The organism is Halorubrum sp. T3 (assembly GCF_000296615.1).
GTDB lineage: Archaea > Halobacteriota > Halobacteria > Halobacteriales > Haloferacaceae > Halorubrum > Halorubrum ruber.
Genome location: NZ_JH815329.1, coordinates 646,241 through 659,167, shown reverse-complemented (window position 1 = coordinate 659,167; position 12,927 = coordinate 646,241). Strand labels below are relative to the sequence as shown.

Annotated in this window: 14 protein-coding genes; 4 read left to right on the top strand and 10 right to left on the bottom strand. The window is 69.8% G+C overall.

The features are described 5' to 3' along the window. Window positions 1-25: 25 nt before the first annotated feature. The 8 genes from B378_RS0105450 to ribH all read right to left on the bottom strand — a co-directional run bounded on the left by B378_RS0105450 (window position 26) and on the right by ribH (window position 5,605). Entirely contained in the window at window positions 26-490 is a 465-nt protein-coding gene (locus B378_RS0105450) for an SHOCT domain-containing protein (RefSeq protein ID WP_017342807.1), read from the bottom strand. Window positions 491-568: 78 nt separating this feature from the next. Then, window positions 569-1,075 (bottom strand): DUF5797 family protein, encoded by a 507-nt coding sequence (locus tag B378_RS0105445; RefSeq protein ID WP_017342806.1) that lies wholly within the window; start codon window positions 1,073-1,075, stop codon window positions 569-571. After that, entirely contained in the window at window positions 1,072-2,376 is a 1,305-nt protein-coding gene (gatA, locus tag B378_RS0105440) for an Asp-tRNA(Asn)/Glu-tRNA(Gln) amidotransferase subunit GatA (RefSeq protein WP_017342805.1), read from the bottom strand. The genes B378_RS0105445 and gatA overlap by 4 nt, the downstream gene beginning before the upstream one ends. Further along, window positions 2,377-2,679 (bottom strand): Asp-tRNA(Asn)/Glu-tRNA(Gln) amidotransferase subunit GatC, encoded by a 303-nt coding sequence (gene gatC / locus B378_RS0105435; protein ID WP_017342804.1) that lies wholly within the window; start codon window positions 2,677-2,679, stop codon window positions 2,377-2,379. Window positions 2,680-2,801: 122 nt separating this feature from the next. Next, entirely contained in the window at window positions 2,802-3,230 is a 429-nt protein-coding gene (locus tag B378_RS0105430) for a DUF5788 family protein (protein ID WP_017342803.1), read from the bottom strand. A gap of 135 nt (window positions 3,231-3,365) precedes the next feature. Then, window positions 3,366-3,890: a universal stress protein gene (locus B378_RS0105425; protein WP_017342802.1), complete on the bottom strand. Its 525-nt coding sequence runs from the start codon at window positions 3,888-3,890 to the stop codon at window positions 3,366-3,368. 126 nt (window positions 3,891-4,016) lie between these two features. Next, on the bottom strand, window positions 4,017-5,171 hold the full coding sequence (locus B378_RS0105420; protein WP_017342801.1) for a pyridoxal phosphate-dependent aminotransferase: 1,155 nt from the start codon (window positions 5,169-5,171) through the stop codon (window positions 4,017-4,019). Between the two features lie 29 nt (window positions 5,172-5,200). Beyond that, the gene (ribH, locus tag B378_RS0105415; protein ID WP_017342800.1) at window positions 5,201-5,605 is read right to left on the bottom strand and encodes a 6,7-dimethyl-8-ribityllumazine synthase; all 405 of its coding nucleotides are present in this window, start codon (window positions 5,603-5,605) and stop codon (window positions 5,201-5,203) included. A gap of 485 nt (window positions 5,606-6,090) precedes the next feature. On the opposite strand from ribH, the gene msrA reads away from it, so the two are divergent. Beyond that, complete coding sequence (gene msrA, locus B378_RS0105410) at window positions 6,091-6,630, top strand: peptide-methionine (S)-S-oxide reductase MsrA (protein ID WP_017342799.1); 540 nt, start codon at window positions 6,091-6,093, stop codon at window positions 6,628-6,630. A 489-nt stretch (window positions 6,631-7,119) separates the two neighbouring features. Next, window positions 7,120-7,800, top strand: a complete 681-nt coding sequence (locus tag B378_RS0105405) for a metallophosphoesterase (protein WP_017342798.1) — start codon at window positions 7,120-7,122, stop codon at window positions 7,798-7,800. A 1-nt stretch (window position 7,801) separates the two neighbouring features. Here B378_RS0105405 and B378_RS0105400 read toward each other — a convergent pair whose 3' ends face one another. Together B378_RS0105400 and B378_RS0105395 are read right to left on the bottom strand one after the other, a co-directional pair. Next, window positions 7,802-10,024 (bottom strand): prolyl oligopeptidase family protein, encoded by a 2,223-nt coding sequence (locus tag B378_RS0105400; RefSeq protein WP_017342797.1) that lies wholly within the window; start codon window positions 10,022-10,024, stop codon window positions 7,802-7,804. A gap of 102 nt (window positions 10,025-10,126) precedes the next feature. Further along, window positions 10,127-10,444: a hypothetical protein gene (locus B378_RS0105395; RefSeq protein WP_017342796.1), complete on the bottom strand. Its 318-nt coding sequence runs from the start codon at window positions 10,442-10,444 to the stop codon at window positions 10,127-10,129. A 156-nt stretch (window positions 10,445-10,600) separates the two neighbouring features. Here B378_RS0105395 and B378_RS0105390 point away from each other — a divergent pair, with 156 nt between their 5' ends. Both B378_RS0105390 and B378_RS0105385 read left to right on the top strand, forming a co-directional pair. After that, window positions 10,601-11,806, top strand: a complete 1,206-nt coding sequence (locus B378_RS0105390) for an NAD(P)/FAD-dependent oxidoreductase (RefSeq protein ID WP_017342795.1) — start codon at window positions 10,601-10,603, stop codon at window positions 11,804-11,806. Then, window positions 11,803-12,876 carry a hypothetical protein gene (locus B378_RS0105385; protein WP_017342794.1) on the top strand — a complete coding sequence of 358 codons (1,074 nt, stop codon included), beginning with the start codon at window positions 11,803-11,805 and terminating at the stop codon, window positions 12,874-12,876. Before B378_RS0105390 ends, B378_RS0105385 begins: the two co-directional genes overlap by 4 nt. Window positions 12,877-12,927 lie beyond the last annotated feature (51 nt).

Below are 12,927 nucleotides of genomic sequence, written 5' to 3'. Positions count from 1 at the left end.
CGCCGAAGCGGCTCGGCGCCCAGCCTCACTGCTCCCGCTCGACGTCGCGCTCCCGTCCCGCCCCGCGGTCCTGCCGCGCATCTCGGTTACGCTGGGCCCACTCGGCCGCGTCCTCGGGTGTCTCGGTCTCCAGCAGCCGATCCAGCTTCCGCTCGAACTGCTCGTCCGTGAGGTCGCCGTTCGCGTAGCGGGTCCGCAGCCGCTCCAAGGCGTCCGTCGTGTCCTCGGTCGCCTCGTCGCGCTCCACCGTCTTCCCGCGCTCGACGCGGACCGAGCCCGACTCCGACTCGACGTGAACGGACTCCGCCTCCTCCTCGTCGAACAGCATCGAGACGATCGGGACGATCACGATGTACCCGAACAGCATGAACGGGAGCCACCACCCAGCGTCGAGGAACATCGCCGCCAGCCACGTCCCGGTCACCACCATGGCGGCGATGCCGCTCGCGTTGCGGCGGAACCGCTCGCGGAGGGTCTCGTCGTCGGCCATCGGCGTGACGGTCTCCGTCGCGGTACAAAATCGTGTCGACGAGCGGAGGCGTCGTGCTCGCCGGGGCGTCGCGGACGCCTACTCTTCGATCTCGACCGTGATCTCGTCGCGCTCGACCGCGAGCCGGAACGTCGGCACGGTGCGGTAGACGACCTCGACGACGTTCTTGCGTTCGAGGCTGCGGAGCGCGCGCCGCACCGCGTCCACCTCGGGCTCGGCGTCGAACGCCTCGCGAACGGCGTTGAGCACGCTGACGACCGACTGCGAGCGCTCGTCGGGGCCGGCAAGCACGTCCACGACCTGCGACGCCAGCTCCGGGACGCGGATCGTCTCGGGGACACCGCCCTTCGCGACCGCGTCGGGCTCGATCCCGGGCTCGACATCGACGAGGTCGTTCGCCTCCGCCGTCGCGCGGATCAGGCTGTCGTCGTCGCGGTAGTAGTACTCCTTCAGGTGGTTCTCCAGGTAGCCGTGGACCTCGCTGCCGCTCTCCATCTCCCAGGCGTCCTGCAGCTCGCCGTTCTTCGTCGGCTGGAGGCGGACCACGTCCGCGAGCCGCCCGCGTTCCTCGTCGGTGAGGCTCATCGCTCCTCGACCGCGCTCGCGGCGCGGACGATCGTCTCCTCGCCGAACTTCGGCCCGACGAGCTGGAGCCCGACTGGGAGCCCGTCGGCCTCGCCGGCGGGCACCGAGATCGCGGGCAGGTTCGCGAGGTTGACGGGGGTCGTGTTCGCGTCCGCGAGGTACATCCGCAGCGGGTCGTCGAGGCTCTCGCCGAGCTCGAAGGGGAGGACCGGCATCGTCGGCGACGCGATCACGTCGACGTCGTCGAACGCGTCCTCGAAGTCCTGCCGGACCCAGGCGCGGGCGTCCTGCGCCTTCTCGTAGTACTTGTCGTGGTAGCCGGCCGAGAGCGCGTACGTGCCGAGCAGGATCCGGCGCTTGACCTCCGCGCCGAACCCCTCCTCGCGCGTCTCCGCGAACGACTCGTTCCAGTTGCCGTCCGACTCGGCGCGGTTCCCGTACCGCACGCCGTCGAAGCGCGCGAGGTTCGAGGAGGCCTCCGCCATCGCGATCACGTAGTACGCCTGAACGGCGTGTTCGACGGAGGGAAGCGAGATCCCGGTCGTCTCGGCGCCCTGCGCTTCGAGGTCGTCGATCGCGGCCTCGACCGTCTCGACGACGCGCTCGTCGGCGCCCTCGAACAGCTCCGTGGGGACTCCCACAGTGAGGCCATCCACGTCGCCGTCGGCGGCCGCAGCGTAGCTCGCGTCGGGGTCGGCGCCGTCGACCTCGGCGAGCTCGCGCGTCGTCCCGTCGTTCGGGTCGTCGCCGGCGATGACGTCGAGCGCGGCGGCCGCCTCCTCGACGGTGCCCGCGATCGGCCCGATCTGTTCGAGGGAGTTCGCGTACGCGATGAGCCCGTACCGGGAGACGAGTCCGTAGGTCGGCTTGATCCCGACGACCCCGCAGAAGGCGGCCGGGCAGCGCACCGACCCGCCGGTGTCGGAGCCGAGCGCCACGTCGGCCTCGCCCGCCGCGACCGCGGCCGCGGAGCCCCCGGAGGAGCCGCCCGGGACGCGGTCGGTGTCGACCGGGTTCTTGGTGGGGCCGAACGCGGAGGTCTCCGTCGTCGTCCCCATCCCGAACTCGTCCATGTTCGTCTTGCCGACGACCGTCGCACCCGCCTCGGTCAGTCGGTCGACGACGGTGGCGGAGTAGGGCGGGACGTAGTCGGCGAGCATCTTGGATCCGCAGGTCGTCCGGATCCCCGCGGTGGAGATGTTGTCCTTGACTGCCACCGTCCGCCCCGCGAGGGGGCCTTCGGTGTCGGCGTCGCCCTCGATCGTCTCCTCCGTGACGAAGGCGTTGATGTCGGCCGCCATCTACGACACCTTCGGCCCGACGAAGAAGCCGTCCTCCGTCTCCTCGGCGTTCGCGAGCGCCTCCTCCTGCGTGAGCCCCTCCTCGATTTCGTCCGGGCGCATCACGTTGACGAGTTCCTCCTCGCGCTCGGTCTCGGGGACCTCGTCGAGCGCCGCGAAGTACTCCAAGATGTCGCCGAACTGCGCCGCGAACTCGTCGACCTCGTCGTCGGCGAGCCGCACCCGCGCGAGGTCGGCGACGTGTCTGACCTCCTCGGCGTCGACGGCGGTCTCGCCGTCGTCCGACGCTGCGGTGTCGCTCATACCCGAACGTACCACGCGGGCGGCGAGTAAGGGTTTCGGAAGGGGGCCGACGAGGGACCGGTGGCGTCCCGGCGGGGGGCGGCGTCGTCCCAGCGGAGGAACGGCGTCGGCCCGGCGACGGCTCACCGCACTTGGTCGACGAACGCGAGCCAGCGCTCGTGGCCCGCCAGCGTGTCGGCGTGGTGTTCGTCGGCGAACCCCGGACGGCGGATCCCCTCTAAGGCGTTCAGCGCGCGGTCGATACCGATCACCTCCTCGGCGAGCGCCTCGGCCGTCTCCCGGTCGATCGGCTCCGTCTCCAACCGGTCGAGCCGCCGCTCCCGCTCCGCGCGGAGGGCGTCGCGCGCGGCCGTCACTTTCCGGTCGAGCGCGGGCGGGACGGCGTCGACCTTCCGCGTCTCGACGATGAACGCGGAGAGGTCGAGCGCGGTCCCGTCGACCTCGATCTCGTCGGGGACGCTCGCGCCGACCGTGGCGCTCTGACTGGTCACGCGGTCGAGGAGGGTCTCACGAACGTCGTCGCCGATCGCCGTTCGCTCCGAGTCGCTCATGGGAGAGCGTGGTCGGCGAAGCCGGAAAAGCCGTCGCCCGGCGGGCCCGAGCCGTCGGACCGAGCGTCGGCGCCTGCTCGGACGCCGTCGTCCGCTCGGGCCGCCGTCACTCGCCCTCGTCCGCCCGCACCGTCGTCACTCGTCCTCGTCCGCTCGGACCGTCGTCACCGGCACGTCCGCGAGCCGGACGACCTTCTCCGCGACGCTGCCGAGCAGGTACCGCTCGACGCCGGTCCGACCGTGGGTTCCCATCACCACGAGGTCGACGTCGTTCTCGTCGGCGTACTCCAAGATCGCCGAGTGCGGCGTGCCCGTTTCGACGGCGGTGAGCGTCTCCGGCGGCGCCTCGCCGTCGCGGAGCGCCGCGGCCGCGGCCTCGACGATCTCCTCGCCGCGCTCGACGAGCGCCGACCGCGTCGCCGCCGCGTCGGTGCCCTCGCCGACCATGCCGCTGTCGTCGTCCGGGGCCGGATCGGCCTGGACGCCCGACCCCTCGTCCGTCAGGAAGGCGCCGCTCAGTCCGTAGTTGGCGCCTCGCGCGTCGACGACGTACAGGACGTGGACGGTCGCGTCGAACGCGGCCGCGAGCTCCCGGACGTGGTCGGCGACGGCCGCCGATCCCTCGCTTCCGTCAGTCGGGTAGAGGATTGTCTGGTACATGGTGTGGTCCGTGCGAATTTCGCCGAGCTGACACAAAACGTTGGCGGCGGAGCGAACCCGGCGGGAGCGTCGGGGTCGGGGCCGCGCGGTCGACGCGACGAGCTACAACAGGTCGTTTGCCACGAGCTACAACAGGTCGTTCGCCACGAGGCGGTCGACCGCCTCGCGGAGGCGCTCCTCGCTCGCGGCGTAGGAGATCCGCGCGAAGCCGTCCGCGTTGAACGCGCTGCCGGGGACGCAGGCGACCGACGCCTCCTCGATGGCGCGCTCGCACCACGCCTGGTCGTCGTCGTCGACCGGGATCATCATGTAGAAGGCGCCGTCGCCGACGTCGACATCGACGCCGTGTTCGTCGAACAGGTCGACGAGGAGGTCGCGGCGGGACTCGAACGCGTCGCGCATCTCCTCGACCGACTCCTCGGTGTTTTCGAGGGCCTCGATCCCCGCGCGCTGGACGAAGTTCGTCGCACAGGAGACGGAGTGGGAGTGGAGCTTCCCCGCCTCGCCGACGAACTCCTCGGTCGCGTGGAGGTAGCCGAGCCGCCAGCCGGTCATCGAGTACGCCTTCGAGAAGCCGTTAATCGTGACGGTGCGGTCCGCCATCCCGTCGAGGCTCGCGAGCGAGGTCGGCTCGACGCCGTACGTGATGCGTTCGTAGATCTCATCGGAGATGACGGCGACGTCGTGCTCCACGGCGAGGTCGCGGACGCCCTCTAAGGCGGCCTCGGAGAAGACGGCGCCCGTGGGGTTCGACGGGGAGTTGACGACGAGCAGCGCGGTGTCGTCCGAGATCGTCTCCGCGAGCTCGTCGAGCGCGGGCTCTAACTGGAAGCCGTGCGGCGCGAGGTCGACGCGCGAGAGGTCGGCGCCGGCGAGCTTCGCCATCGCCTCGTAGGAGACCCACGCCGGGTCCAGCAGGACGACTTCGTCGCCGTCGTCGATCAGCGTCTGGAACGTCTCGTACAGCGCCTGCTTGCCGCCGGGGGTGACGATCACCTCGTCGGCGTCGGCGTCGACGCCGTTGCCGCGCAGTTTCTCCGCGATCGCTTCCTTGAGTTCGGGCACGCCGTTCGAGGAGGTGTACCCCGTGTGTCCGGCGTCGAGGGCGTCTTTGCCGGCCTCGACGACGTTCTCCGGGGTGTCGAAGTCGGGCTCGCCGACCGAGAGGTCGACGATGTCCGCGCCCTCCGCCTCCTTCTCCGCCGCGAGGTTCGATATCGCCAGCGTCGCGCTGGGCTCTACGCGTCCGATCCGCTCCGAGAAGTCGTATGCGTCGCTCATGTGTGGTGTGTGTGGTCGGCTCGTGTCTGTCAGTCGAGTTCCTCGGCGAGGTCGATCGCGGCCGCGGCCGCGTCCGCGCCCTTGTCGATCCGCTCGCGCGCCTCCGCGCCGGACATCCCGGGGCCGCTCACGCCGAAGGTGACCGGGGTGTCCCGGTCGAGGCTCACCTGCGTGAGCTTCTCGGCGGTCGCGTTCGCGATGACGCGGTCGTGGTCGGTGTCGCCGGTGACGATGGCGCCGACGACCGCGACGGCGTCGACGTCGTCTCGGCGCGCCAGCCGGTCGGCGGCCAGCGGGCTGTCGTACGCGCCCGGCACGCTCAGTTCGTCGACAACGACGGCGTCGCGGTCGGCGGCCGCCTCACGGGCGGCCTCGGCCATCGGCTCCGTGACGGAGTCGTTGAACCGCGCCACCACCAGTCCCAGCGAGACCATACCGGACCTGACGCGGGAGGCGGCAAAGGTCTACCGTTCGACCGCAGGGTTGCCGGGCGAACGCGTTCGGAGACTGGAGCTGGTTGGGCGGACGATCGCTTATAAATGGACCGCGGTGGCGCGTGCCTGCGAGCGGCCTGACGGCCGCTCGCAGGCACGCGCGAGGGGCGCGGTGAGTGAGGGACGACCGCAGGGAGTCCCGAACGAACCGCGAGGCTGGGGAGGTGTGAGGCTGCGGTGCGGTAGCGGTCGGGGGGGACTCAAAGGGGCAGTCGGCGAGGCGGGCGCAGGCGACGCAAGGACCACAGGGAGCGAGCAGCGCGAGCGACCGAGGACCGCAGCGAGCGTGCGGCCGCCTCGCCGACTGGGGCTTTGGAGGTCTCCGTCGTCGATCCAGTACCGACGGCTCATAAACAGTCGAACAAGTCAACGCTCACGTCTCGTGCCACGCGTGATTAATACGTCTGCGACGCCAACACGCCTCTATGACAGACACCGAGACCGCGACGGTCGGCGGCGGCTGCTTCTGGTGCGTCGAGGCGGCGTTCAAGGAGCTCGACGGCGTCGAGAGCGTCACCTCCGGCTACGCCGGCGGCCACGCCGACGACCCCACCTACCGCGAGGTGTGTTCCGGCAACACCGGCCACGCGGAGGTCGTTCAGGTCGAGTACGACCCCGGCGCCCTCTCCTACGAGGACATCCTGGAGATCTTCTTCACCGTCCACGACCCGACGCAGCTGAACCGGCAGGGCCCGGACGTGGGGAGCCAGTACCGGTCGATCGTACTCTACCACGACGACGAGCAGCGGCAGGTCGTAGAGAACTACGTCGTGGCGCTCGACGAGGAGGGCGGCTACGACGACGATGTCGTCACGGAGATCGAGCCGCTGGAGACGTTCTACCGCGCCGAGGAGAAACACCAGGACTACTTCGAAAAGAACCCGGCCGACGCCTACTGTACGATGCACGCCCAGCCCAAGGTGGAGAAGGTCCGCGAGCGCTTCCGCGAGAAGGTCAAAGCGTAAGAATCGGCGGTGGATACTTCCGAATTCTCAGTCGCTCGCTTATAAATAATCGAATACGGATCGGCGGTGAACACCGCCGAAGCCCCAGTCGTTTGCTTATAAACACCTGACTGCGTCTCGACAGGGAACACCGCCGAAGCCCCAGTCGCGAGGGCGGCGCACGCTCGCTGCGCGCTTCGGTCGTTCGCTTCGCTCACTCCCTCCAGTGCTTACGTCGCCTGCGCCGCCCTCGCGACTGCCCCTTCGAGTCCCGCCCCGCACCGCCCCGCACCTCTCACCTCCCCAGCCTCGTCGATGGTCCTCCGCTTCGCTCCGGACCATCGACTCCCTCGCGCGCGCTCCTCGCGGCCGCCGAAGGCGGCCACTCGGAGGCACGCGCCACCGCGGACCCATATTTAAATCTCTCGCGAAGCCCCCACGACCCGGTCAGCCGTCCAACGAATCCTCTCGCCACAATCTATTCCCTCCCGCCGGTCGAACAATCACCCGATGAAGATCGGCCTCATCTCGGACATCCACGCGAATCTCCCCGCGCTGGAGACGGTGCTCGACGACATGCCCGCAGTCGACCGGATCTACTGCGCCGGCGACGTGGTCGGCTACAACCCCTGGCCCGCCGAGTGCGTCGAGCGCGTGCGCGACGTCGCGGCCGCGACGGTGCGCGGGAACCACGACCGCACCGTCGAGACCCCGGAGCGCTACGGCGCCAACCGGATGGCCGAGGCGGGCCTCGAACACGCGAAGGCGTCCCTCTCGGCCGACCAGCGCGAGTGGATCGGCGGCCTCCCGCGCGCGGAGACGTTCGCCGGCGACCGGTACCTGCTCGTCCACTCGCACCCCGCGGCCGAGCGCGAGGACGCCTACGTCTACCCGGAGGAGTTCCCCAACCTCGACCGCCACATGGGCGAGTACGACGGTATCGTCCTCGGCCACACCCACGTTCAGGGACTCCGGGGGGTGGCCGGCGGATTCGTGCTCAATCCGGGCAGCGTCGGCCAGCCGCGCGACGGCGACCCGCGGGCCGGCTACGCAGTCCTCGACACGACCGCCGACGGGACCGACGCGGTCGAGACCCACCGCGTGGCGTACGACGTCGACCGCGTCGCCGAGGCGGTCCGCGAAGCGGATCTCCCCGAGACGACCGCGGAGCGCCTCTACGAGGGGAAGTAGGTCAGTCGTCGTCGAGGGCGTCGTCCTCGTCGGAGTCGACGCCGCCGCCTCCGACCTCCACGCCCAACTGCTCGTAGAGGAACGCCCACGAGTCCGTCTGCTCGTCGACGATCATCGACGCAGGCTTGCCGACGCCGTGGCCGGTCTCGCCCTTGGTCCGCAGCAGGAACGGCCCGCCCGCGGCCTCGTTCTGGAGTTGCGCGGTCATCTTCCGGGCGTGCGAGGGGTGGACGCGCGTGTCGCTCGCGGCCGTGGTGAAGTAGACTGGCGGGTAGGTCGCCTCGGGGTCGACGTTGTGGTACGGGGAGTACGCGCGGAGGTACTCGAACGCCTCCGGGTCCTCCGGGTGGCCGTACTCGGTCGTCCACGACTCGCCGAGCAGGAACCGGTGGAACCGGAGCATGTCGAGCAGGGGGACCGCGCACTGCGCGGCCGCCCACAGGTCCGGGCGCTGGGTGACGACCGCGCCGACCGAGAGCCCCCCGTTCGACCCGCCGGCGACCGCGAGGTGGTCGGTGTCGGTGAGCCCCGACTCGCAGAGCGCCTCGCCCGCGGCAATGAAGTCGTCGAACGTGTGCTGCTTGTCGGCCAGCATGCCGGCCTCGTGCCACGGCTCGCCGTACTCGTACCCGCCGCGGGCGCACACCGCCGCGAACGCGCCGCCGTCGGCGAGGAACGGCAGCCGGAACCGGCCGAACGAGGGCGTGATGCTGTTGCGGAATCCGCCGTAGCCGTACAGCAGCGTCGGGCGCGGGCCATCGACGTTCACCTCCTCGCGGTAGCAGACGAAGACGGGCACCTCGGCGCCGTCGGTCGAGTCGACGAAGCGCTGCTCGACGACGAGGTCGTCGGGGACCGAAATGTCGACCGAGTCGAGCTCCGTCGATGCGAGTTCCGGCGCGCCGTCCGACTCGTCCCCTCCGACTCCCGATCCGTCGTCGAGGTCGAGTCCGCGGACCGCCGGCGGGCGGTCGAAGCCGGTGAGCCCGAAGAACGCCTCCGGCGCGTCGCGGGCCCCGGAGACCCACGTGACGGAGCAGTACGACGGCAGCGACACGTCGCGCAGGTGCGTCCCGTCGCGGTCGTGGACCGAGAGCCGGGAGTGGGCGTCCCGCTGGCGGTGGACGATGAGGCGATCCGGGGTCGGCACGACCGACTGGATGATCCCCTCGCCGCCGGGGAGCACCTCGCGGCACTCCTCGAACGAGAGGTCGCCCTCGCGGAAGCGGTCGACGGAGCAGGCGAGCAGCCGCCGCCGCGGCGCGCCGTGGTCCGTCGAAATGAACGCCGTCCCGCCGTGGAACCGGACCGACGTCTCGGCGTCGGTATCGGTCAGGACGGGTCGGAGCTCCCCGTCGACGTGGACGTACCACTCGGTGCCGCCGACCATCTCGGAGAAGGCGACCGCGAGCAGCCCCGAGTCGAGGTCCACCGTCACCCGCGGCCAGACGTGCTGGTCGTCGTGTTCCAACAGAACTTCCTCATCGTCCGGGCCGTCCGCGAGCCGGAACCGGCGGATCTCCTTGTCCATCTGCGCGCCGTCGGCCGCGCCGCCGGTGGCGACGTAGACGAACCCGTCGCCGTCCGCCTCCCACGCGAGGCTCCCGGCGTTGACCCGGCCGCGCTCGGGGAGGACCGCGACCTCCTCGACGCCCGCACCGTAGCCCTCGGCCGTGTCGGAGTCGGACTCCCCCGCCTCGGAGCCCGAGTGCCCCTCGCTCGGGTCGGGCACCGAGAGCACCCGGACGTCGTAGTTCTCGTCGCCGCCCTCGGTGACGCCGACCGCGACGCGCTCGCCGTCGTGCGAGGGGACGTACCACGCCATCGACTTAGGCCGAGCGTCCTCGTCGCGGTTCGCCGCCCACGCGTTCGGGTCGACGAGGACGCGGTCCGCGCCGTCCGGGGCGTCGCGGGCGACGAGGCGAGCGTGGTCGGCGCCCGGCTCGCGGACCGTCGCGAAGTACCGCCCCTCGCGGACGGCGATCGGGCCGTAGTCGGCCACCTCAACGAGGTCCTCGAAGCGGGGTCGGAGCCGGTCCCGCAGGTCGTCGTCGAGCGCCTCGTCGACGTGGGCGTTCTGCGCGTCGACCCACTCGCGGACCGCCTCGTCGTCGCCTTCGAGCCACCGATACGGGTCCTCGACGTCGACTCCGTGGAGCGTCTCCGTGACGACCTCCCGCTTGGTCTCCGGCGGGGACGGGGCCGGAGCGGACTGGCGTGACATACGTTCGCCTGTCGCCGGCGACGCAAAACGGCTGGGGTCGCGGCGGTCGAGGTCGGCGCCGAGATCGGCGCCGCAGTCACCCGGTGTACCGCGAGGCGAGGCTCACGGCCACAACCCCGCGATGAACAGGAGGTTCCGCGCGGCGACCGCCAGCGAGAGGGCGCCGACGCCGGCGCACATCAGGGTCGCGACGAACCGGCGCGTGCCGCCGGCGACCGCGACCGGGAGCCCGATGACGGCCATGCCGACGACCTTCGTGAGGAGCATCCCGCCGAGGAGCCCGAACCGCGAGATGAACAGGCGACCGACGGGCGACCCCTCGACGTACTCGCTCCCTGTGAGGGCGACGTACGTCGTTCCCACGTCGGCCGCGATGCCGACGAGCAGGAGGCCGACGGCGAGGGCGAGACGGGAAGGCACTGACCGGGCGGACGCGACACGCAGACATAAATCTCCGGACACGCGGTCGGTCTCATTTCGGAGCAACCGCGTCTCCGCGAGGGAAGGCGAAGACAGATCGCCGCGGCGTTCGGAGAGGCAGTAAATATAATATTCTCAACCTCACATGCGACAGACATGAGTGTGGAAGGGTACGATGCCGCCGTCCTCGGCGGGGCCGTTTCGGGGCTCGCAGCCGCTCACGGGCTCTCAGACGTCGACAAGGTGGATGAGGTCACCGTGTTCGAGCGACAGGAGTACGACGAGAAGCGCGTCAACTGCGGCGAGGCGATCAACGACACGTCGCTGGTGCCGCTGGAGAAGACGCCGGAGAACGGGTTCGTCAACGACGTGGACGGGTTCCAGCTGCGCGTCCACTCCGGGCCGGACCGACCCCGGACCGAACCGCCGATCGGCACCGCCAACCTGTCCTGTGAGCCGGGGTACATCTGTGAGCGAGACATCGTGGAGCGGCGGTGGGCCGAGCGGCTCGCGGAGCGCGGCGTCACGTTCGAGACGGGGGCCTCGGTGACACCGACGCGGTACCGAGAGATCGTCGACGAGTTCGACTACGTGATCGACGCCACCGGCCAGCCCGCGCTCTCGCTCAAGGCGCGCGGAGAGACCGAGTCGTACACCGGCGACATGGTCGCGCTGAACGCGACCGTCGACGGCGACTTCAGCGGGTACGAGTCGTGGCCGCGGATCTTTTTCGAGGGGTACATCGGGTACGCGTGGTCGTTCCCCAAGTCGGACACGCGAGCCAACGTCGGGATCGGGTGGGCGGGCGACGAGCGCCCCGACGACTACATGGCCGCGCTGCGTGAGGCCGCCGAGCGGAACGGCTTCCCCGCCCCCGACCCGGACGACGTGAACATCTACACGATCCCTCGGGGACCGAGTCTCGACCCGAAGCAGGTGTACGACCCGAACGACAACGTCTTTCGCGTCGGCGACGCGGCCGGCGTCGCGAACCGGTATCAGGGCGAGGGGATCTGTCAGGGGATCCGGTCCGCGTACCTGCTGTGCGACCTCATCGAGGAGGGGACTCCGGAGCGGTACCCGGACCGGCTCTACGACGCGATGAAGTCCGAATACCGGTTAGCGCGACTCATGCGGGGGGCGTGGGTGGAACACGAGGACCCAGACCTCTTAGCCGCGGTCGCCGAATCGCTGGAGGGGCTCTCGATAGAGGACGTCACGCGCTCCCCAGCGCGGGTGATTCGACGAGTGGCGAAACGGCCGCTGGTCGCGTCCCGTCTGGTCTCCGACCGGGGAATGCTCGACCGGCTGTACAAGTCGTACACCGACCGCTGGGAGTACGGGACGACCGGCACGCAATGAACGTGCTGGAAGCGAGCGTCGACGAACTCGAGTTCAACTACGACTCTCACTGGGTTTCGAGACAGTGTAACGCCGGCCTCCCCATTTCCGGAGCGGGCCCCCTCCTGAGCGGGATGGTCAAGTTCGGGCTCGTCTGGGACCTGGTCTGGGGAGCGTACCTCCTGACGCGCTGGGAGTACCTGACGCCGAGCTTCGCGGTCACGTGGTCGCTCGCGCTCCTCTGGGTGAATCTCGCTCCGTTTTTCATCTGGATGTATGACCAGGTGGTCCTACCGGAGTTCTTCGACCGGTTCCGCGAGCTCAACACCGATCAGGAGCGGCTCACGGAAATCGCGAAGAAATACAACGGGTTTTTTGCGGAACCGCGCCCGCTCGCGTCGGTACTGTGGGGCGTGTTCGTCCTGGTGATCGCGTGGGCCGGGACCCCGATCCTCACGGAGATGGGGATGTCGGGCGGCGGCGAGCCGTTCCTCTGGCTGACGTACGTCTACGCGGCGTATATCGGCGTCGTCCTCGGCGGACCGGGGTTCGTCGGACCGCTGACGACGATCCTGATGATCCGCGAGATCGCCGGCCTGGACTTCGAGATACAGCCGCTCCATCCCGATCAGCTCGGCGGGCTGAGCAACGTCGGCTACTGCGCGATCCGGACGACGCTGCTCTACTCGACCGCGTCGCTCTTTTTCCCGCTCGGATTCCAGCTGGCCGCGGGTTCCGGACGCGAGATCTGGATACTGGCCATTCTCGGGTTCTACGTCGTCACCGTCCTCGGGAGCTTCGTCTACCCGACGCTGAAAATCAACCGGAAGGCGGCGGAGCTCAGAGAGGAGATCCTCGACGGGCTCCGTCGGCGTTCCGACGCGGTCAACGCGGAGTTGGAGGCCGCCGAGGGCGACGAGCAGCAGCGGATCCAGAAACAGCTCGAACTACAGCGGATTCGACGGAAGTACGACGACTACAACAACGTTCGCCTGTACCCGCTTCAGGTCGACATCTTCGTCAGGCTCGCCGCGTCGGTGCTGTTGCCGATCATGATGCTGTTCCTCGAATTCTACCTCCTCGGGGCGTGAACGGGAACCGAGCCCGACGGTGACCGCGGATTTGCGCGGGCGTTCGTGGCT